Source organism: Vibrio owensii, assembly GCF_002021755.1.
In the GTDB taxonomy this organism is placed as follows: Bacteria; Pseudomonadota; Gammaproteobacteria; order Enterobacterales; family Vibrionaceae; genus Vibrio; species Vibrio owensii.
This window is the reverse complement of the sequence record NZ_CP019959.1, coordinates 3,469,461-3,490,734: the sequence shown is the minus strand read 5'-3', so window position 1 is coordinate 3,490,734 and position 21,274 is coordinate 3,469,461. Positions and strand designations below refer to the sequence as shown.

Here is a 21,274-nt window from a genome sequence, read left to right as displayed (position 1 = left end):
AATTATGTTAGATGGAATTCTACAAGGTTTATCCACCGCCGTGATGCCAATGAACATCATGATGGTGATTGTTGGCTGTTTCGTCGGTACGTTTATCGGCATGCTACCGGGGCTTGGTCCTATTTCTGCCATCGCTCTGATGATTCCTATCACCTATGGGTTGGATCCGTCTTCAGGTCTGATTCTGATGGCTGGTGTTTACTATGGTGCGGTATTTGGTGGTTCAACTTCTTCTATTCTTATCAACGCACCGGGTTGTTCTTCAACCGTAGTAACCGCGTTTGATGGCTACCCAATGGCACAGAAAGGACAAGCAGGTAAAGCACTTGCGCTGGCGGCTTACTCTTCTTTCACTGGCGGCACGCTCTCAGCCATCATGCTGCTTGTAGCGGCACCAGCATTGGCTAACGTCTCGCTAAGCTTCCAATCTTCAGACTACTTTGCGCTAATGCTTCTTGGCTTATCCGCCGTGGCTGCGTTCGCAGGTAAAGGACAAGTGATCAAAGCGTGGATGATGACCATTCTGGGCTTGATGCTGTCTACCGTCGGTATTGATAAAGGCGTCGGTGTTGAACGCTTCACCTTTGGTCTTACAGATTTGATGGATGGTTTCAGCTTCCTATTGTTGGCGATGGCGACCTTTGCGCTTGGTGAAACGTTGATGGGTATTTTGAAGCCTTCCGAGGACACACGTGATGAAGAACAAGATAAGCTGAGCAACATTGGTTCGATGAAAGTCACCAAGGAAGAAATCAAAGAAGTGGCGCCAGTTTCTATTCGCTCTTCAATCCTTGGCTTCTTTACTGGTGTGCTTCCGGGCGCAGGTGCAACCATCGCCGCCTTCTTAAGTTACGGCATGGAACGTAACCTTGCTCCAAAGGATAAAAAAGAACAGTTTGGTAAAGGCAGCATCCGAGGTTTGGTTGCTCCAGAGTCTGCGAACAACGCAGCATCAAGTGGTTCTTTCGTTCCTCTATTGACCCTTGGTATCCCGGGCTCTGGTACAACCGCAATTATGCTAGGAGCATTAATCGCCTACGGTATTCAACCGGGTCCTCGTCTGTTTGTTGAGCATCCAGATGTGTTCTGGTCGGTAATTATCTCCATGTACTTCGGCAACATTGTGTTGGTTATTCTTAACCTACCGCTGATCCCATACATCTCAAAGCTGTTGGCCGTACCAAGAACCGTGTTGTTGCCGATGATTCTGTTCTTCTCTATCACCGGTGTGTATCTGGTTTCTTTCAACACCATGGACGTGTTTGTGATGTTACTTGTGGCAATGGCCGCCATCGCGCTAAGGCTGGCAAACTTCCCTCTCGCACCGCTGTTGCTTGGCTTTATCCTTGGTGGATTAATGGAAGAGAACCTACGCCGTGCATTGATGATTTCCGACGGTGAACTGAGCTTCTTATGGGAACGCCCAATCACACTGACATTTACAGTACTCGCGGTATTGGTACTTGGCAGTCCACTGTTTGTAAAACTCTTTCAAAAGCTTAAAGCACAACCAGTAAAAGTTGAGCAATAAGCATTCTATCTCTCCCTCAAGATAGACCTTTGAAACCAAGCCACCCTCTGCGGTGGCTTTTTTCTTGGACTAATCACTACTTTATTTCTTTGGGTGAGTTGCGTAGTGTTAACCGTTCAGAAACAAAAATTATAAAAACAAAAAGGATCTTTTATGTTGCTGGAATTTGCTCTCTTGTTTGCTGCAGGCGTCGTTGGTGGGATCATGAACTCCGTCGCCGGTGGTGGTAGCTTCATAACCTTCCCTGCATTGATGGCGGTTGGCGTGCCTCCCATCATGGCGAACGCGACGAATACCTATGCTTCTTGCGCAGGCTACATTAGTGGTGCAATCGGCTTTCGCGAAGAAATCATGAAGAACAAGCAAGAGCTGGCTTTCACTATCTCTTTCAGTTTGATTGGCGGTGCTGTCGGTGCTTACCTTCTGCTGAATACGCCAGAATCTGTTTTTCTTGAAGCGATTCCATGGCTACTGTTATTTGCAACCGTACTCTTTTTAACGGGCTCACGCATGACAGCGTTGATTAAATCTCTGACCAAGGAGACCAAACACGCCAGCATTCTGGGTGTGATTGCATTAAGTCTTCTTTTGATTGGCGTCTCTGCTTATGGCGGCTTCTTCAATGCCGGACTAGGCGTGATCGTGTTGAGTTATTTAGTGGTTGCAGGACACCAAGATATCAACCTAATGAACGGGCTTAAGCTGCTGGTTTCGACCTGTGTTTCTCTGATTGCCATCGTAATTTTTGTTGCTAACGGTTCAATCGATTGGACCAAAGGCAGCGTTGTGATGATTGGCACATTGGTCGGCGGTTATTTGGCCGCGCGTGTATCTCGCCAGTTGAATCCCAGCCACGTAAAAGGCTTTGTCGCCCTCACTTCAATCGCGATTACCATTTACTTCTTTGTAGATGTATATGCCTAACTCAATACCGCGATATAACCAAAGCCAAGCACGAATAGCACACAAACAAAAACGCCATCGCAAATTACGATGGCGTTTTTAATGGTTCTGAGTGAGATTACTTAATCAACCCCACTTCTTTGTAGTACTTCTCAGCACCTGGGTGAAGTGGAGCAGATAGACCATCTTTCACCATTTCTTCTTTCTTCAAGTTTGCAAATGCTGGGTGTAGACGGCGGAAATCATCAAAGTTTTCGAATACCGCTTTCACTACGTTGTAGACTACTTCGTCTGGCACTGCCGTTGAAGAAACAAACGTCGCACCTACACCAAAGGTTTGTACATCACTTTCTGAACCGCGGTACATACCACCCGGTACGTTTGCGATACGGTAGAAGCTGTTATCAGAAACCAACTTCTCAACTTGTGGGCCGGCTACCGTTACGATGTTGCTGTCACAAGAGGTAGTCGCTTCTTTAATCGCACCACTTGGGTGACCTACTGTGTAGATCATCGCGTCGATCTTGTTGTCACACAGTGCTTTAGACTGCTCTGATGCTTTCAACTCAGACACCAGTTTGAAATCGTCATTCGTCCAGCCGTACTCTTTCATCAGCACTTCCATAGTACCGCGCTGACCTGAGCCTGGGTTACCAATGTTCACTCGTTTGCCTTTTAGGTCATCAAACGTTGTGATGTTCGCGTCTTTACGAGCCACAACGGTGAACGGTTCTGGGTGAACAGAGAACACAGCACGAAGCTTTTTGAATGGTCCTTTATCTTCAAACTTGCTCGTACCGTTATAAGCATGGTACTGCCAGTCTGACTGAGCGATACCTAAATCCAACTCACCTGCACGAATGGTATTGATGTTGTAGATAGAACCACCGGTACTTTCTACTGAACAACGGATGCCATGATCAGCACGTGATTTGTTCACCAAACGACAAATAGCCCCCCCCGTTGGGTAGTACACGCCAGTTACACCGCCCGTACCAATGGTTACGAACGTATCTTTAGCAGAAACTGAAAAACTTGCACTTAGTGCAGCCAGAGAAGCCGCGACAGCAATTTGCTTGAGCTTTAACATTGAACGTCCTTATTTTTTCCTTTGTTTATGGCCAAATAAGTATAGCAATCGTTAACAAGTTGATAACGTTCGAGATCACATCCTGAGAATAATCACCACACCGCAAAAGGCTTTGATCGGTAAGCAATTATGAACCGCGTACGACTTTAGTTTTAGTCCAATTAAAAAGCCCGCAGAGTTTGCCTGTGGGCTGTTCGGTGTTTCAAGCGTACTTAGTCGAGCGCTAAGGTTTTCTCTTCGACGTTGTCATTGGTTGCGGAGGCACTTTGCTTCCCTTTCCTGTGTGTCCATAGATAAATCGATGGAATCACAGTAAGCGTGACGATCATCGAGATCACGCAGCCCCAACCAACCACCAGCGCCATCGGTGACATGTAGTTATCGTAACCACCCAAGCCATAAGCAAGTGGGATAAGCCCTGCAACGGTTGTAATTGTTGTTAAGGTGATTGGCCTTACGCGGCTTTGTGTTCCACGAATGACAAAATCTAGCAAGTTAGTGTCGTTACATTCCGCTTCGTGTTCTTTGAAGTGCCAAATCAACACCAAGCTGTTGTTCACCATAATACCAATCAAGGCAATCATCCCTATGATGGAGAAAAAGCTCAGCACCTGATTATGTAAGAACAAAATGAACAGCGCGCCTGCGATGCCAAATGGAATAACCGTCAATACAATTAAGGTTTCGCGCATTCGGTCAAACAGAAGAATCAGAAGCAACGCAATACCAATAAACGCCACGCTAATCGCGATCATAAAGCCTTGCTGCGCTTCTTGTGTTTCTAAAATCTGTCCTGTCGCAATGATAGAAGCACCGCCGTATTCTTTATTGGCAAAGGCTTCTTGAACCGCAGCAAACACGGCAACTGGATCGGTGACGGTCGAATCGACACCTGACGACACACGAATTACTCGCTCTCCATTGAAGTGTTTGATTTGCGCTTCTGCATCGGCATTTTTCCAGCGAACCAACTCACTTAATGGCACCAGCTTGTTATTGATGGCACGAACTAAAATGTTATCCAGTTCTTTTAAGGATTTGTCGTCTTCTTCTAGCGCGACTCGGAAGTACACTTCTTCTTCACCATTAAAGATCCGCGTCACGCGTTGACCGTCAATCGCAAACTTTATGATATCCCCGACCTTGTTGGCACTGATGCCGTAGTACTTGAGCCAATGATGCTGCAGCTCAGCTTGAATCTGTGGTGCTGGTGCATTTAAATCACGTCGTACTCGGCTCGTCCCTTCCAATGATTCAATGTACGCCGTCAAATCATTAGCAAGCTTTTCTCGCCCTTCATCCGTACCGCCAACGACACGCAAGTCCACCGGACGCCCTACCGGAGGACCGCCACCATCAATATCGAACTCAATTTGAGCCAACCCAGTAATTTGCGTTGCTTTCTCTTCCCACTCTTCGACGATTTGCTCTGCGGTTCTTGTTCGGCTGTTTGGTGGTGTTAATGAAATCACCCAATAGCTATTTGGTGAACTTACTTCGCCATACCAATAATTCACCTCTTCAGTGCTTTTGATCAGCGCTTCGAGTTGTTGTGTTTCTTTCCAGACGTCATCCAAATCTAACTCTGGATTCGATTCAGCACTGATTTCTATCAAATACGCGCCGTCTGTTGGGAAAAACAAGAAGCTCAAGCTCTTATATGAAATGGCTCCTAAAGTCAGAATCACCACTGTAATACAGGGCAACGCGACCTTGCTGTTTCGAATGACAAATTCAATCAAACGATTCAGTACGCTTAAATCTAAAAATGGCTTTTTCTTTACCTGACTCTTACGCAAAATGCCTTTTAAATGGGCAGGAATAAAGAACAGCGCGTCGATAAACGAAAAGCCCAATGCAATAATGACCGTAAGTGGAATCACATACACCAATTTGCCGCTGTTCCCCGGCAAGAAAAGCAAAGGTATAAAGGCAATCATGGTCGATAAAATGCTTGCCAACACCGCTGGGAATACACTCTTCACCCCTTGTGTGACGGCCTTCTCAACCGGATAACCCTCTTCAACTAATGCGACGATTTTATCGCTCACCACCACGGCATCATCGACAATTATTCCGACAATCAAAATTAAGGCGGACATAGTGAACACATCGAGTATCTGGCCGAAAGGAGGCAGCAAAGCCAGCGTGCCGAAGATACATACGGGAATAGAAACCGCGACCCAAAATGCAATGCGTCTATCAAGGAAAAGCGCCAACGTAATCAGTACCAAGCCAAGTCCAACCAAGCCGTTGTCTTGCACGATGCGCGCTTTCTCATGGATGTCTTCGGACAAATCAGAACCGATGGCGATAGTGTATTTGTCACCGAGCATTTTTTGCTGATTTGCAATCAAAGCTTTCACCGCGTTAGAGGTGCTAATAACGTCCGCGCTTTCATTGGTTCTTAAGTCAAAAAGAATACTTTTATTACCGTTGATTGAGCCATAAACCTCGCCTTTTTCAAACCCATCCTCAATGAGACCTGCAACGTCTTTAAGTTGAATATTCGGGCTGAATGAGATGAACATTTCACGCAATTCTTCAATGCTATCCAGCTCGGCAGAGGTCATCAGTTCTGGGTTGTTCTTTAACGTTTCCAGACGACCACCGCTGATCAGCGTATTTCGCTCTGCAATCAATGCCGCCACTTGATCGAGCGTTAAGCCATAACGTCTCAAAGAAATCGGTTCGAGTTGAATTAAGAACTCTGGCGCACGCAAATCGACGGTGTAAACTTCACCAATCCCCTCGACGCGTCGCAGAGCCAACTCTAGGTCTTTGGCTTTATCTCGCAGTGCTTTATAACCAACATCACCAGAGATGCCGACCACCATGAAATCCAAGCTGTACGACTTTTTGATCGACAACGCTGGCGCTTCGGTCACACCAGCGGGTAAATCCGTTACCCTTGCCAATGCATCTCGAATGTCTTGGTAAACCGCATTCGGATCAGAGACATTGCTGTCCAGCACCACACTGATGTTTGAGACGCCCGTTTCCGACGTGGAGGTGAACTCTTTCAAGCCTGAAATAGACAGCAGTTCTTTCTCAATTTTACTGGTGATGTTGCTTTCAATGTCTTTCGCACTGGCACCAGGATAAACCGTGACGATATCGCCTTTTCCTAAGTCAAATCGAGGCTTCTCAGCAAGGGGAAGATTGTAGGCAGTAAGGACACCAATGCTGATGATCAAAATGGTCAGGATTTTAGACGCAAACTTTCGGTGAGAGAGCAAATCTAAGAAGAAATTCACATGGCCTCCTGATCATTGAAATACACGTATGATTCCATGCCCGGATTAAGCTTCCCGTCGGCGTTATCGACCGTCACTTCGACAAGGAAGCCCGGCTCACTGTTTTGGAAAGCAGGAGAAAGCAAAGTGATGGTGCCATCTAGTGTTTGCTCAACAGAAGGCACCTCGACCTTAACCTTCTCGCCTTTGCTGAACTTGTTGAAATCAATTTCTAACAGATGAAATCGCACTTTCAATCGCTTCATATCAGCGATGGTAAAGAGCGCATCACCCACCGAAATAAACTGCCCTAACTCAATAGAGCGATTGATGATCACCCCATCAAAAGGCGCATCCGGCGAGGCTTTATCCAATGTTCGTGCAGCGATTTTGTAGTGGGTATTGCTTACGTTGAATTGAGCTCGACCAATGTTAGTCACGCGAATTTGGTTGTCTACGTCACTAGCCGAGACGCCGTTGCTGGTCAGCAGGGATTGATAACGTTTTAGTTGTTTCTCTTGAATATCCAACTCGGCACGACTCACCTCTAACTCGTTACGGGCTAAGTCCAAACTCAATGCATAATCTTCTGAAGATAAAGATAAAAGCTCCTGACCTTGAGTCACAACATCACCGTTATCGTAGCGATAAGAATCCACCACGCCGACGACTTCACTTTTTACCACGACGCTTTTTTCAGGAATCAATTGACCAACGACATAATCGCTCGCCGCATGAGCTGCACTTGATAGGAGAAACAAGGGTATTAATACGGATCTTTTTTTCATTTAGTTATCTCATTTCCGATGAACCCAATGACTTGTGTAATTGTTCTGTCCGAAAGGAACCACTGAGTTGAACATACAAGCCATTGATGTTTAATAAGGCATTAACCAAAAGCAAAGCCAACAGTTAACGCAATTATTCATTGATGCTTGATATATAAATTATCAGTGGCGGTGTGGAAAAAAAGTGAGTCTCTATTGCTGCAATTACCCTTTCTATTTTTGTTGTTTTAACAAAAGCTTTTTGCCATTACTGCCGTTAATTGCAAATCATCAAAAGAGTAGACTGAGGGTAATTCGAAATAGGAGCTTCTTATGAGCAACGCACTTTTCAACGCATTCCAATTCGGCGATTTTGCTGTAAACAACCGCATCGCAATGGCACCAATGACTCGCTCACGCACTTCACAACCGGGCGACGTGCCAAACGATATGATGGCGACTTATTACCAACAACGCGCCACAGCAGGTTTGATCATTACTGAAGGCGCACCAATTTCAGCAGTAGGTCGCGGCTACTCAATGACACCGGGTATTTACACTCAAGAACACATTGAAGGCTGGAAAAAGACCATCGACGCGGTACATAAGGCTGGCGGTAAAGTCTTTATTCAACTTTGGCATGTTGGTCGTCGCAGCCACGACACGATCGCTGGTGAACAACCTGTATCGGCTTCTGCAATCAAAGAACCAGACATGGTATTTGGCCCTCTTCCAGAAGGCGGGTTTGGTATGATCGAAACCTCAATGCCGCGAGCAATGAGTGAAGATGACATCAAACAAACCACTACAGATTTTGTGCAAGCAGCGAAAAACGCGATGGAGGCTGGCTTTGATGGCGTTGAGATCCACGGCGCTCACGGTTACTTACTTGATCAGTTTATGCGCAAAGCATCTAACCAACGTGATGACCAATACGGTGGCTCTCAAGAAAACCGTATGCGCTTTATGTTGGAAGTGACCGAAGCGATCGCAAAAGAAATTGGCGGCAATAAAACAGCTATCCGCCTGTCTCCTTTCGTTACCGAAGGTTCAAACGTCGTTGATGACGAAATTGTCGAGTTAACAGTGAAAGCACTAGAGAAGCTTGCACCGATGAACCTTGCTTACATTCACTTCAGTGAGAATATCTCTAACTACACTGAAGCAACGGATGCCTTCCGCAAACAAGTTCGCGAGGTGTACCCGAACCCAATCATGGTTGCAGGTAAACTCACCGCAGAAAAAGGCCAAGCGTTGCTAGACTCTGGCTTAGTGGATTTAGTGGCGTTCGGCCAACCGTTCATCACTAACCCAGACTTCGTCTACCGCGTGGAAAACGGCATCGAGCTAACACCAGTTGGTTACGATGCGCATTCCACCTTCTACGGCGGTGATGAAAAAGGTTACACCGATTACCCTTGCGCGACCGCATAAGTGAACATAAAAAGCCCCGAAAATTCGGGGCTTTGTTTTACTGCTTTTTCTGTTGCCTTAAAGGCGATTTGTTTAGAAGAAGCCTAGCGGATTGACGTCGTAGCTAATGAGTAGGTTTTTCGTATTCTGGTAGTGATCGAGCATCATCTTATGCGTCTCACGACCAATACCTGATTTCTTGTAACCGCCGAACGCAGCATGTGCTGGGTATGCGTGATAGCAGTTAATCCAAATGCGCCCTGCTTCGATGTTTCGTCCCATGCGATAAGCGAGGTTTTGGTCTCGCGTCCACACACCTGCACCCAAGCCATATTCTGTGTCATTGGCAATCGCTAGTGCTTCCGCTTCGTCTTTGAAGGTGGTCACTGCGATGACTGGGCCAAAGATCTCTTCTTGGAAGACGCGCATCTTGTTGTGACCTTGTAACAAAGTCGGTTGAATGTAGTAACCCTGCTCCAAGTCGTTTTCTTGTTTCGCTACATCGCCACCAAACACGACTTTCGCGCCTTCTTGACGACCGATTTCTAGGTAGCTCAGGATCTTATCGAACTGCTCTTGCGAGGCTTGAGCGCCAACCTGAGTATCGGTATCAAGTGGATTACCCTGCTTGATTGTCTGCGCGCGCTCTGCAACTTTAGCGATAAACTTGTCGTACACAGACTCATGCACTAACACACGTGAAGGACAGGTACACACTTCCCCTTGGTTAAAGAACGCAAGTAAGGTGCCTTCAATACACTTATCTAGGTATTCGTCTTCATGATCAAACACATCTGGGAAGTAGATATTTGGAGATTTACCACCAAGCTCAACCGTCGATGGAATAAGGTTCTCTGCGGCACATTTCAGAATATGGTTACCGACTTCTGTTGAACCCGTAAATGCCAACTTAGCGATTCGGTTACTGGTCGCTAGTGCTTGCCCTGCTTCTGAGCCAAAGCCATTGACTACGTTCACTACGCCAGCTGGCAGAAGGTCACCAATTTTTTCCATCAGAACAAGAATCGAAGTCGGCGTTTGCTCGGCAGGTTTAAGCACAACACAACAGCCCGCAGCCAAAGCTGGAGCCAACTTCCAAGCCGCCATCAACATTGGGAAATTCCAAGGGATGATCTGCCCAACTACCCCAATCGGCTCAGGGAAGTGATAACTTGCGGTATGCTCATCTAACTCGGCCGCACTGCCTTCTTGAGCGCGGATACAACCTGCGAAGTAGCGGAAATGGTCGACGACCAAAGGTAAGTCTGCGGCTAGCGTTTCACGAACGGGTTTGCCGTTTTCCCATGTTTCTGCCACAGCCAACTCTTCAAGGTGTTGCTCAATGCGATCGGCAATCTTAAGTAGGATGTTCGAACGTTCAGTCACACTGGTTTTCGCCCATTGCGCTCTTACGCCATGTGCAGCATCCAGTGCAAGATTGATGTCTGCTTCTCCAGAACGAGCCACCTTACAATACGCTTGGCCATTGATTGGCGATGTATTGTCGAAGTATTCACCACCCGTTGGTTTTACCCATTCGCCACCGATGTAGTTGTCGTAATGCGATTTGAAATTAACGATGGCATTTTCACTACCTGGCTGTGCATAAATCATAACCCTTCCTTTTGTTCTCGTTCAGTTTTTTGTTTTAAACAACCGAGTGTTCAACTCTGTTTTGTTGTTCACTTCATTACTCAAGTCACATGCCAACAACGCGCGTCTTGTTGTTAATTAAATGTAAAACTATGATTACCGAGCGATAACAAACCAAGTGAGTGACGTTTGAGCGGATGTATGGTGTGAACACCAGTGTTCAAGTGTTCCAAAATGGCACACCCTCACTGTGACAAAATGGTACAGTCATGGAACTTCAACACATTACCAACAGCAATTGGCTTTCCACTTCATGGGATAGAAGTGAACAAGCCGGTTTAAAACAGCGACGTCGACCAGATGATATTCGCGTAACTTCCGCGTTTCTTGAAGACAGACGCCACCAGCTCAATTTCTTGATCGATGCGGTCAAACAATTCGCTCTGCCTTTGTTTAATCAGCTATTTGCTCACAGCGACAGTCGCCTAATATTGACCGATGCGGAAGGCGTGATCATTGGAAGTTGGGGACAACCTAAATTCCGCGAAAAGTTGACCGAGATTGCACTCAGTTCTGGTGCTTGCTGGCAAGAAAAGCTCAAAGGAACGAATGCCATTGGTACTGCATTAGTGGAAGCAAAACCCGTCTCTGTGATTGGAGACCAGCACTTCATATAACATCATCGTTTCATCAGTTGCTCGGCAAGCCCTATCTTAGATCATTTGGGTAACTTGATTGGGGTTCTGGACATCACTAGCGAACAAAAGAAGCATGACTTTTCAACACAGGTCTTAGTGCAAAACATGGTTCAGCAAGTGGAGAACCAACTGCTCAACCAAATTCCTCAAGGGCATATTCGAGTAGATTTAGCTTGTGAGCAAGGTCTACTGAATAGCGGTTGGCAAGGCATCATCATCGCCAATGAAGAGGGTCAGATTCTGGCTCATAACCAAGTTGCCTCACAACTGCTGGATCAAACCAACGTTGTTGGACAACAACTCGCCTCAATACTCGACAGTTCTTCTAATAACCAATCTTTAGTCTTCAAAACTCAGCCACTATCGGAGCGTAAAACATCATCTCGTGCCATTTCTGCCTCTAATGACCTGCATTACGGCGATACCACCGTCGAGCACTGTTGGCAGCAAGCCAATCGAGTTATCGACAAAGACATTAGCTTGTTGATCCTTGGCGAAACGGGCGTAGGTAAAAATGAGTTTGTTAAAGCTCTGCACAAAAACAGCCAGAGGAAAAACGGCCCCTTGGTTTCCGTGAACTGCGGTGCGTTGCCAAAAGACTTGGTCGAATCCGAACTGTTTGGTTATGTTGCAGGCGCATTCACCGGAGCAAACAACAAAGGCTATCAAGGTAAGATCCGTCAAGCGCACAAAGGCATCTTGTTCTTAGATGAAATCGCAGACTTACCATTAGAAGCGCAAAGCCGACTACTACATGTTCTCCAAGACAAAACCGTGTTGCCTGTCGGCTCAAACCAAACCATCCAAGTGGATACACAAATCATCGCTGCAACACACAAAGACTTAGAGCGATTAGTCGAACAAGGTGAATTTCGTCAGGATCTTTATTACCGCCTAAACGGACTCATCGTCGAATTGCCTCGTTTCCAAGAGCGTAGCGACAAACAAGCGCTGATTGAAAACATTCATCGTCGTCATGCTGAGTCTGAACAAAGTATTTGCCCTCATCTGCTGTCATTAATGTTGGGCTATGGTTGGCCGGGGAATCTGCGTGAGCTCGACAGCTTAATAAAAGTGTCAGCCTTGATGGCGCAAGGAGAAGCGCAACTCGAGCTTAGCCACGTACCGAACCACCTTGCCAAAAAGCTAAGCCAAGCAAGCGTTATCGGAGAAGTGGGGACATCAAAAACCAGAGACATGCGTACGACTGTGGAAGATAAGTTGGTAAAAACCTACCAAGCAAACCAAGGCAACATCAGTAAAACCTCGCGCATGTTGGGTCTGAGCCGCAATACCATTTATCGCAAACTCAAGAGCCTTGGTATGCTGAAATAATGAAATGTAAGAGATAAAAAAAGAGCACCTCTTTGGGCGCTCTTCTTATTTTGAAACCTAGCCTTACAGTCCGCCTTCTTGCTGCGCCTGTTTTACTAATGCCTGACGTTGAGTTTCCGTTTCAGAATTCACTTTCTGTTCCTTGTGCGTTTCCTGATCCATATCTGCCGGAATGAAAACAAAGTACTTGTTAAGAGTCATCGTAAGAACCTCAATTAATAGTGTTAAATCACCTTCTTGGTAAATGTAAACAACACCAGCAAAAACGACTTATGCCGGTTCCTTGTTGTAGGTTTCAAAAAATAGAGGATGTTTGTCTACTAAACATCCTCCATATGCATGCTAATTATAGGAGGAGATCAAGGGCTTACCTAACACTGTTTTTCATCTTTTACGTAATCTTAGTTTCGATATCAGTATTGATACACCATACCCTTACGAGCTAACTCTATGTCACAAAAGAAAAAAATGATGCAGATTTTATTGGAACAGAGGATGAGAGGCGTTGATACTTAAAGCTCAATGTTTTGAGGCGCTTACTTCGTGAAAAATACCATTGATTTAAATCTGTATCGCTTTCTTTACCTGCTCAGCCAGCAAAAAACGCAGGCGAAAGTGTGTCACACTCTCGACATCAGCAAAGCGACTTTTACTCGACAACTCGCCGAATGTCGCCAGCGATTTGATAACGAACTGTTCAATGCGGAGAAAGGGTTCTACACCCCCACTCTCCTTTGCCAGCAGCTATGTGAAGCCATAAGCGAGCCGTTAGAACAACTTGAGCAGATACCGCAACTGGCGCAAAGCTACAATGCGAATCAGCATGCGAACGAATACCTTTTCAGCATTATCAATCCTCTTTCTGCCATGTTGACGATTCCTTTGGTCACCGCCCTCACAACAGAAGAGCAAAAGCCTAAGATCGCCTTTATTGATTGGTCGATTGAAAGCATAGAAAACCCCAAACGTGGTGCTGTCGCGATTGGTATTGGTGGTTTTCCGAATGAACTCAATGAAAGGATGGTAGAACGCAAAGTCAGCTCCGTTCCCATTTTCGCTTACGTCAATGATCAACACCCACTCAGTCAACAGCAAGAAATAGAGCTGAGCGATATGGAGAACCTAGATACTGTGCGCGTCTCAATGGGATCGCTCGATGTAAGCGCTTATTACGAGCGCATGCGTAAGTTAACTGGCGTGAATCTAGAGCAAAAACTGACTGTCTCCTCCATGAGTGCTGCGCTAGATTGCGTCAAAGTCAGCCCATATGTATTTGTCGGTATGTACATCGAAGACCAAGAGTTGCCCCCTGGCATTCGTCGATTGCCTTTGAAGTTAGAAGGTAAACCCATGATGTTTGACGTTGGCATTCAGTACCATCGCGCCTTCTACCAACATCCAATCATTGCGCAAGTAGAAGCATTTATTAAACAAGCACTTAGATAAACCACTAAATTCAATTGCCACATCGTTAACGCATACAAAAAAGCCGACCAATAAACAGGCCGGCTTCCTTCTTCAGCTTCTAGGACTTAATCTCTTATCTTATTTAACCTCAGTGATATCACTTGGCTTCCAAGTGCCGTCGTACCAAGGTTCTAGTGGACCATATACTCGCAAGATGGTGAACCAACCTTTGTTAGGTACGGTTTGAATCCAGTTTGCTTCTTTGCCTTTTGGAGCTTTCGGGCCAAAGTACAAATCAATCGAGCCATCTGAGTTCTCAATCATCTCATCGCGTTTATCGTTCTTACTTGGGAACGGTTGGCTCGTTTGTAGCTCCGAACGTGTTTGCGTATCGTAAGCCACCACAGACCAGAAGTTCTTCGCTGGCACATTGGCAGGAATCGTCAGTTTGTAATTCTTGCCGCCATCAAAGTACTCACCTTGTGCAGACTTATCAACAATCGCGTATTTCGATCCTTTACCAACCATCTTCAATGCCATTGCAGGCGTGTTAACCGTTGCCATGTAGAAGAAATAGGTACGTGCATCTAGGTTTCGTCCACCGTTGCCTTCTTCAATTAACCACTGGTAGTCGTTGCCAATAAATGCGGTCTTCCAGTTACGGTCGTTCCAAATATATGCATTCTCGGTGCGTGGGTTAAACATCAGTGCACGTGCCGTTGCATTACCAATCGCAGCACCATCTTCAAGGATCTTTTGCATGCGAGCATCCGGTGCAAATGGCTTGCCCTTCTGAATACCGATAGTCGCAATCAAGCCACGCATTTCTGGGTCGATGAACTCAATCGGCTCTTTGTCGATCACCGTTTTGATTTCATCATAGAAATGGTCGTCGTTCGCATGGATAGTATTGAAAGACTTACCACTACCAGAGATGAATTCCATCTTCGGTTGTTCACCTTTCTTCGCCAGTGGGTAAATCTTCAAACCTGTGTGGTATGAGTTAACCGCTGCATCCGTCTTACCATCTTTCAGGAACCCACGCGCAATAAACCAGTTGGTATAACTTGTCGACTGCGAGACATGGTAACCCTCAGGTACTGGGCCCTCGTAATTTGGTGGCAAGATGAGGTATTTACCACCCTGACCTTTATCTGGACCTACAACGCCCATATCGGTCACAAAACGGAAGAAGGCATCATTCACTGTGGTCGGCCCCATGCCCGGCGGGATTTCCACAACCGTTGGACCATCACGTTCTAAATCAAGAAATGCCGATGCGTAAACCGTATCCGTGTTACCCGTTAAAAATAGCGGGTTTGAATCCATCAGATCATCAAACAGCATCACCTGATTTGAACTCGTTAACCCCATCTTCTCATGCCCGACTCTCAACGCTTCCATAGAGGCCATAGGAATCGCGTTCATAAACACTTCTGTCGCACGCATGGTATCGAGATTGTTGTACAGCTTATCCATGGTTTGTTGGCTTGGCACGCCATCCTTGAAATTCAAAGTACCAATGCTGGTTTCAACCTTATCTGGTGTCATGATGCTTGAAGGAATGTCAGTGTTGTAAGCGCTTGTGCTTGCCATCACTGATGATGAAACCAATAGGCTGGTAATCAATGCGACACGTTTAAGTTGAGTCTTTAACATAAGAGTTTCCTGCGTTTTCAGTTGGGATGCATTTACTTTAGTCAAAGATAAAAATCATTTTTGACGCTCAACAGAATCAAAAATGCTGTCCAAAACGCTATGCAATGAAACTCACAACAATTGGCGATTAAAAACTGTCTACCAGGTCAATATTTAATCTTTTTTGAGAAATATTTAGCCCACTTTTTGGGTATCTTCTGAGCAAAAAAGAGACAATACAAATGCGGAGTGAAAGCACTCTGGCTCTACCCACTAAGCTCTGGGAGGCGTTATGAAAAGTAAAAAATTAGGTCATGTAATGTCATTCAGCAGAATGTTTTCCTTCATTGCCTTTCTGACAGCCACATTCGCTTGGGTATTAAGTATGTATGCCCTCTTTACGGTTTCCGTTGTGGCACTTTTCGTCAGTGGACTTCTCTACTTGAATGACAGATTCGGCCATCACCCAAAAGGCAATGTAAAAGAAAAGAGCGCTTAGGCGCTCTTTGAGTACTAATGAACAATGCTCCTAGACTTGAGATAAGCATTTATTTCATCAAGTTGATATAAGTTGCCGTCTTCGGTCATAGTCAACATCGTCTCATCTCGACATAACTCAGGCTCTCTGACCATTACCTCAATGCTCGGCTTACTCGATGCTAAAGAAAATAACGGGCATTCATAGTAGCCTTGACCTGTCGCGAGTGAAATTAATCTTTCTTGCTCTATAAGAGAAGCAGGCCACACTAGAGCTACCACTGACAACAACACAACTTCAAGCGAACGACTTAATGCCGTCGACACGGATTTGCCTATCTTTGCTTTGTATATGGCATAAAAACAACTTACAAGAATAGTGATGCTAGCGCCAATAACGATTATATAGCGCGTATTAACGTAGATTATTTGATATTGCTTAGCTAATTGAACCTGTAATCTTAAAAATTCGAAATGAGCACTGAGCAACGTAAAAGCAATGCCACATGTAATCAAGCTGATAACAAGAGCGACCAGGCTGACTTTTTTTATGCTTGGCGTATCATCCATTGTCCTACTATTCCCTATTAGAGCCTGATGCTATTTCACGTGTCTTTAATAACTTATCAACCCTTTCTAATTCGTGAAAATAGCCATACATAGCAATGCGATTGATCTCGGCATCCGAGCAAAGCCTCTCATTTTTTACCATTGCTTCTATCGTCATTCCGCTGGACGCGATTGTGAAAGGTGGACACGCTGAGTAACCATTATTTTCTGCAATATACTTCAATCGCCAAAATTCAAAAATTTGAATTGGAATAGCAACGATAAGGGACAAGACAACTGCTATGGTTATCACTCTAACCGGCACTTTGACTAACTGTGTCATTCGATCAAATAAAAGATAAACCAATAATATAGGGCATAAGAGTAAGCTTGCGATACTTAAAACATATGACGCATCAATATAGACCACTTGAAAATTACTACTGAACTGAAGCGTTAGAGATTCGAAAGCGAAATGATGATAAAGGCGATAAATGGCATAGATGATCAACAATATGAACATAAGCGACGCAAAAACTGGATGAAATGGATGCTTCTGTTGTGTCATATCTATTACCGTGACCTTGTAGTTGAGGGAACGCCAGAGAGCGGCTTAGCTTCACTCTTCGGAAAGGAATATTAAACTGATAGCAAATGCATGCTCTCCCATTTCTGAGAACTGCGTGACGAATCAACGTTTAATGTAACTTTTAAATCTGCCAATACCTCAATATCTTACAGACACAAAAAAGGATGCCACTTGGGCATCCTTTTGCTTTTATCCGTTTACTGACTGCGGATTAAACGTCGTAAGTTGTAGACGCTGTGTCGCCGCCTGTACCAGTCCAGTTTGTGTGGAAGAATTCACCACGTGGACGGTCAATACGCTCGTAAGTGTGAGCACCGAAGTAGTCACGTTGAGCTTGAAGCAGGTTCGCTGGTAGACGTGCTGTTGTGTAACCGTCTAGGAAAGATAGCGCAGAAATCGTACATGGCATTGGGATACCAGACTCTAGAGATTTCGCTGCTACTTTACGCCATGCTGCTAGGCTGCCTTGTAGGATGTTTTTGAAGTACTCATCAGAACCTAGGAATGCGATATCTGGGTTCGCTTCGTACGCATCACGGATGTTGCCTAGGAATGCCGAACGGATGATACAACCACCACGCCACATTAGCGCTACGTTACCGTAGTTTAGGTCCCAACCGTTTTCGTTAGACGCTTCGCGCATTAGCATGAAGCCTTGAGCGTAAGAGATGATCTTAGAAGCTAGTAGCGCTTGACGTAGTGCATCAACCCACTCTTGCTTGTCGCCTTCAACTGGAGTGATTGTCTTACCGAATAGAGATTCAGCTTCAACACGTTGGTCTTTCAGTGCAGATAGACAACGAGAGAACACAGACTCAGAGATAAGCGTTAGTGGAATACCTAGGTCTAGTGCGTTGATACCAGTCCATTTACCAGTACCTTTTTGGCCTGCTGTGTCAAGGATCTTCTCAACTAGAGGCTCACCATCTTCATCTTTGTAGCCAAGGATGTCAGCCGTGATTTCAACAAGGTAGCTGTCTAGCTCAGTCTTGTTCCAATCAGCGAATACTGCTTGCATCTCGTCTGCAGACATACCAAGACCGTCTTTCATGAACTGGTAAGCTTCAGTGATAAGCTGCATGTCGCCGTATTCGATACCGTTGTGTACCATCTTAACGAAGTGACCAGCACCGTCGTTACCAACCCAGTCACAACATGGCTCGCCAGCGTCAGTTTTTGCAGAGATACCTTGGAAGATTGGCTTAACCGCTTCCCAAGCTTCAGCCGCGCCGCCAGGCATGATTGAAGGACCAAAACGCGCACCTTCTTCACCACCAGATACACCAGTACCGATGAAGTGAATGCCTTTCTCACGGCAATGTGCTACGCGACGGTTTGTATCTGGGTAGTTAGTGTTACCACCGTCGATGATGATGTCGCCTTCGTCTAGAAGCGGAATTAGGTTGTCAATGAACGTGTCAACAACGTCACCTGCACGAACCATAAGCATCACTTTACGTGGTGTTTCTAGCTTCTCTACTAGTTCTTCTAGAGAGTATGCACCGATGATGTTTGTGCCTTTCGCTGGACCTTCCAGGAACTCGTCTACTTTAGCTGCAGTACGGTTGTGAGCCACAACTTTAAAGCCGTGGTCGTTCATGTTTAGGATAAGGTTTTGACCCATTACAGCAAGGCCGATTACACCAATATCACCTTTCATTGTTTCTCTCCAATTGTCTTTTATTCGACCAGCGGCCGCATTAAGCGATTTTTGCCGCTGCGTCTAAATCTAAATACCATTCCGTCAGACCCGCTTTCGCTTGGATCTTCGCTGCCGGATATGGAAGTACGCGTGCTGGTGAGCTGTTAATCTCTTCGATAATGTCTGCTTTACCAGCGCCAAGTACCAAGTAACTGATGCGCTTCGCTGCTTCTAGTACGCGTGCCGTTTTTGATACGCGAATCTGACCAGACTCAGGATGAGAAGCCAATACTGATAGGTTCTCATCATCGTAGTTTGTCTGACCTGGGAACAGCGATGCGGTATGACCGTCTGCGCCAACACCAAGTAAGATCCAATCAAACACAGGAGTGCCATTTTCAGTTGGAATCACTTCTGCCATCTCTTTCGCAAAGCGTTGTGCTTCAACTTCTGGCTCGTCTTCACCACGAATGCGGTGGATGTTCTCAGCAGGAATGCTTACTTGGCTAAATAGTAGCGTATTTGCCTCACCGTAGTTGCTTTCTGCATCATCAGGAGCAACACAGCGCTCATCACCCCACCAGAAGTGTAGGTTTTGCCACTGAATTGACGTCGCGTAAGCTTCTGTTGCCAATAGCTTAAACAGCATTTTAGGTGTGCTGCCGCCAGAAAGAGAGATGTGAACAGGTCGGCCCATTTCGCTAAACGCTTTCATGTCGTTAGCAAGGCTTTCTACTACCTGCTCTGCTGTTTGGTAGATCTTATGGTTGATCATAGTTCGCAGTAGTCCGTATCTGTTAGGTTTTTACAAGGGAAGCGCCATGCGCGGTTAGCTCGCTGTAGCAAGTCGTCCGCTTCTTTTGGTCCCCATGTACCACATGCGTATCCGAATAGCGCTTGTGGGTCTTGCTTGAAATCTAGAATTGGTTGCACGTATTTCCAACACGCTTCAACCGCATCGCTACGAGCAAATAGCGTTGCATCACCGTTTAGGGCATCAAGTAGTAGACGCTCATAAGCAGTTAGCATTTGGGTTTCTTGCAGGTCAGCATAGTGGAAGTTCATTTTCACTTCCTTCGCTTTAAAGCCTGCGCCCGGCTCTTTCAGACCAAAGCTCATTTGAATGCCTTCGTCTGGCTGAATACGAATAATCAGCTTGTTCTCTGGTGCGTTTTGACCAAACACTGGGTGTGGTGTCTGTTTAAAGTGGATAACCACCTCAGTCACGCGAGTCGGTAGACGCTTACCTGTACGTACGTAGAAAGGCACGCCATTCCAACGCCAGTTGTTGATGTAAGCTTTCAGGCCGATGTAAGTCTCAGTACGAGAATCGTCCGCTACGCCGTTCTCTTCACGGTAACCAGGAAGTTGTTGACCACGAACTTCAGACGCCGTGTACTGACCCAATACAAGGTCGTTGCGAAGTGCGTCTTCATCCAATGGTTTAAGACACTGAAGCACTTTCACGACTTCATCACGCATCGCGTCAGCATTGATTTGTGCAGGTGGCTCCATACCAACCATTGCCAGTACTTGTAGCAAGTGGTTTTGGAACATGTCGCGAACCGCACCTGAACCATCGTAGTAACCGCCACGCTCTTCTACGCCTAAGAATTCTGCGCCAGTGATTTCAACGTAATCAATGAAGTTACGGTTCCACAATGGCTCAAACATAGCGTTAGAGAAACGAAGTACAAGAAGGTTTTGAACCGTTTCTTTACCTAGGTAGTGATCGATACGGTAGATTTGATGCTCTTGGAAGTGCTCGTGGATTTCTTTGTCCAACGTACGCGCTGATTCAAGATCGTAACCAAAAGGTTTCTCGATGATCAGGCGTTTCCAACCATCTTCCTCGTTGTTCAGACCGTGTGCTGCAAGGCTTGCAGGGATCACGCTGTAAAGGCTTGGTGGCGTCGCAAGATAGAAAAGCGTATTACGTTGTTCGAATTGGTATTCTTCTGCTAGTTGGTCTAAACGAGTCGCCAACTTGCTGTAATCTTGTGTGTCAGAAGTATTGATTGCTTGGTAATGCAGGTGGTTGATAAATGCATTAAGCGTTTCTGGCTCAGTTTTCTCCATTTCCTGAAGCGATTTTTTCAGCTTTTCGCGGTAAGAATCGTCGCTGTATTCAGTTCGACTTACGCCAAGAATGGCAAAATTCTCTGGAAGCTGTTTGTTCGCATAGAGGTGGTATAGAGCAGGAATTAACTTACGGTATGTAAGGTCGCCTGAAGCACCAAAAATAACGATGCTGCTGTTTTCTGGTATTACCATCATCTTTCCCTTAAAAACGAGGTACTTATTGTGTGCCCGGATACGGCTAAAAGGATTGAGCCAACCCTATCAATGGCACCCCAAAATAGAAAATTGGTCTTACCTATTACGTTGATAGGTAAAGCCTATAGT

General features: G+C 45.7%; 16 protein-coding genes and 1 pseudogene. 6 read left to right on the top strand and 11 right to left on the bottom strand.

The window, feature by feature from the left end; all coding sequences use genetic code 11:
- The first annotated feature begins 4 nt into the window (after positions 1-4).
- Together A9237_RS16305 and A9237_RS16300 are read left to right on the top strand one after the other, a co-directional pair.
- Positions 5-1,531 carry a tripartite tricarboxylate transporter permease gene (locus tag A9237_RS16305; RefSeq protein ID WP_005451899.1) on the top strand — a complete coding sequence of 509 codons (1,527 nt, stop codon included), beginning with the start codon at positions 5-7 and terminating at the stop codon, positions 1,529-1,531.
- Between the two features lie 153 nt (positions 1,532-1,684).
- Positions 1,685-2,455: a sulfite exporter TauE/SafE family protein gene (locus A9237_RS16300; protein WP_078608666.1), complete on the top strand. Its 771-nt coding sequence runs from the start codon at positions 1,685-1,687 to the stop codon at positions 2,453-2,455.
- A 97-nt stretch (positions 2,456-2,552) separates the two neighbouring features.
- Here the strand turns inward: A9237_RS16300 and A9237_RS16295 are convergent, their stop codons facing one another.
- The 3 genes from A9237_RS16295 to A9237_RS16285 all read right to left on the bottom strand — a co-directional run bounded on the left by A9237_RS16295 (position 2,553) and on the right by A9237_RS16285 (position 7,548).
- Positions 2,553-3,524, bottom strand: coding sequence for a TAXI family TRAP transporter solute-binding subunit (locus A9237_RS16295; protein WP_078608665.1), 972 nt, complete (start codon positions 3,522-3,524; stop codon positions 2,553-2,555).
- A gap of 212 nt (positions 3,525-3,736) precedes the next feature.
- A complete protein-coding gene (locus A9237_RS16290; protein WP_078608664.1) occupies positions 3,737-6,781 on the bottom strand; it encodes an efflux RND transporter permease subunit in 3,045 nt (1,014 codons plus the stop codon).
- Positions 6,778-7,548 carry an efflux RND transporter periplasmic adaptor subunit gene (locus tag A9237_RS16285; protein WP_078608663.1) on the bottom strand — a complete coding sequence of 257 codons (771 nt, stop codon included), beginning with the start codon at positions 7,546-7,548 and terminating at the stop codon, positions 6,778-6,780. Before A9237_RS16285 ends, A9237_RS16290 begins: the two co-directional genes overlap by 4 nt.
- Before the next feature lie 312 nt (positions 7,549-7,860).
- Between A9237_RS16285 and A9237_RS16280 the strand changes: the two genes are divergently transcribed.
- On the top strand, positions 7,861-8,961 hold the full coding sequence (locus A9237_RS16280) for an alkene reductase (RefSeq protein WP_078608662.1): 1,101 nt from the start codon (positions 7,861-7,863) through the stop codon (positions 8,959-8,961).
- Between the two features lie 72 nt (positions 8,962-9,033).
- Here the strand turns inward: A9237_RS16280 and exaC are convergent, their stop codons facing one another.
- Positions 9,034-10,554 (bottom strand): acetaldehyde dehydrogenase ExaC, encoded by a 1,521-nt coding sequence (gene exaC / locus A9237_RS16275; RefSeq protein WP_038881709.1) that lies wholly within the window; start codon positions 10,552-10,554, stop codon positions 9,034-9,036.
- Positions 10,555-10,802: 248 nt separating this feature from the next.
- Here exaC and A9237_RS16270 point away from each other — a divergent pair.
- Positions 10,803-12,566: pseudogene (locus A9237_RS16270) on the top strand (sigma-54-dependent Fis family transcriptional regulator).
- 63 nt (positions 12,567-12,629) lie between these two features.
- Here the strand turns inward: A9237_RS16270 and A9237_RS27375 are convergent.
- Complete coding sequence (locus tag A9237_RS27375) at positions 12,630-12,767, bottom strand: hypothetical protein (protein ID WP_009704374.1); 138 nt, start codon at positions 12,765-12,767, stop codon at positions 12,630-12,632.
- Positions 12,768-13,109: 342 nt separating this feature from the next.
- On the opposite strand from A9237_RS27375, the gene A9237_RS16265 reads away from it, so the two are divergent.
- Positions 13,110-14,012: a LysR family transcriptional regulator gene (locus tag A9237_RS16265; RefSeq protein ID WP_045481021.1), complete on the top strand. Its 903-nt coding sequence runs from the start codon at positions 13,110-13,112 to the stop codon at positions 14,010-14,012.
- Between the two features lie 99 nt (positions 14,013-14,111).
- Here A9237_RS16265 and A9237_RS16260 read toward each other — a convergent pair whose 3' ends face one another.
- Positions 14,112-15,632 (bottom strand): DUF1254 domain-containing protein, encoded by a 1,521-nt coding sequence (locus A9237_RS16260; RefSeq protein WP_078608661.1) that lies wholly within the window; start codon positions 15,630-15,632, stop codon positions 14,112-14,114.
- A gap of 271 nt (positions 15,633-15,903) precedes the next feature.
- On the opposite strand from A9237_RS16260, the gene A9237_RS16255 reads away from it, so the two are divergent.
- A complete protein-coding gene (locus A9237_RS16255) occupies positions 15,904-16,110 on the top strand; it encodes a hypothetical protein (RefSeq protein ID WP_020197504.1) in 207 nt (68 codons plus the stop codon).
- Positions 16,111-16,124: 14 nt separating this feature from the next.
- Here the strand turns inward: A9237_RS16255 and A9237_RS16250 are convergent, their stop codons facing one another.
- The 5 genes from A9237_RS16250 to zwf all read right to left on the bottom strand — a co-directional run bounded on the left by A9237_RS16250 (position 16,125) and on the right by zwf (position 21,142).
- Positions 16,125-16,658, bottom strand: coding sequence for a hypothetical protein (locus tag A9237_RS16250; RefSeq protein ID WP_078608660.1), 534 nt, complete (start codon positions 16,656-16,658; stop codon positions 16,125-16,127).
- A 7-nt stretch (positions 16,659-16,665) separates the two neighbouring features.
- Positions 16,666-17,205, bottom strand: coding sequence for a hypothetical protein (locus tag A9237_RS27555; RefSeq protein ID WP_153303240.1), 540 nt, complete (start codon positions 17,203-17,205; stop codon positions 16,666-16,668).
- Between the two features lie 232 nt (positions 17,206-17,437).
- Positions 17,438-18,886 carry a decarboxylating NADP(+)-dependent phosphogluconate dehydrogenase gene (gnd, locus tag A9237_RS16240; RefSeq protein WP_005442184.1) on the bottom strand — a complete coding sequence of 483 codons (1,449 nt, stop codon included), beginning with the start codon at positions 18,884-18,886 and terminating at the stop codon, positions 17,438-17,440.
- 40 nt (positions 18,887-18,926) lie between these two features.
- A complete protein-coding gene (gene pgl / locus A9237_RS16235; RefSeq protein WP_020197501.1) occupies positions 18,927-19,643 on the bottom strand; it encodes a 6-phosphogluconolactonase in 717 nt (238 codons plus the stop codon).
- Positions 19,640-21,142: a glucose-6-phosphate dehydrogenase gene (gene zwf, locus A9237_RS16230; protein WP_078608659.1), complete on the bottom strand. Its 1,503-nt coding sequence runs from the start codon at positions 21,140-21,142 to the stop codon at positions 19,640-19,642. The genes pgl and zwf overlap by 4 nt, the downstream gene beginning before the upstream one ends.
- Positions 21,143-21,274 lie beyond the last annotated feature (132 nt).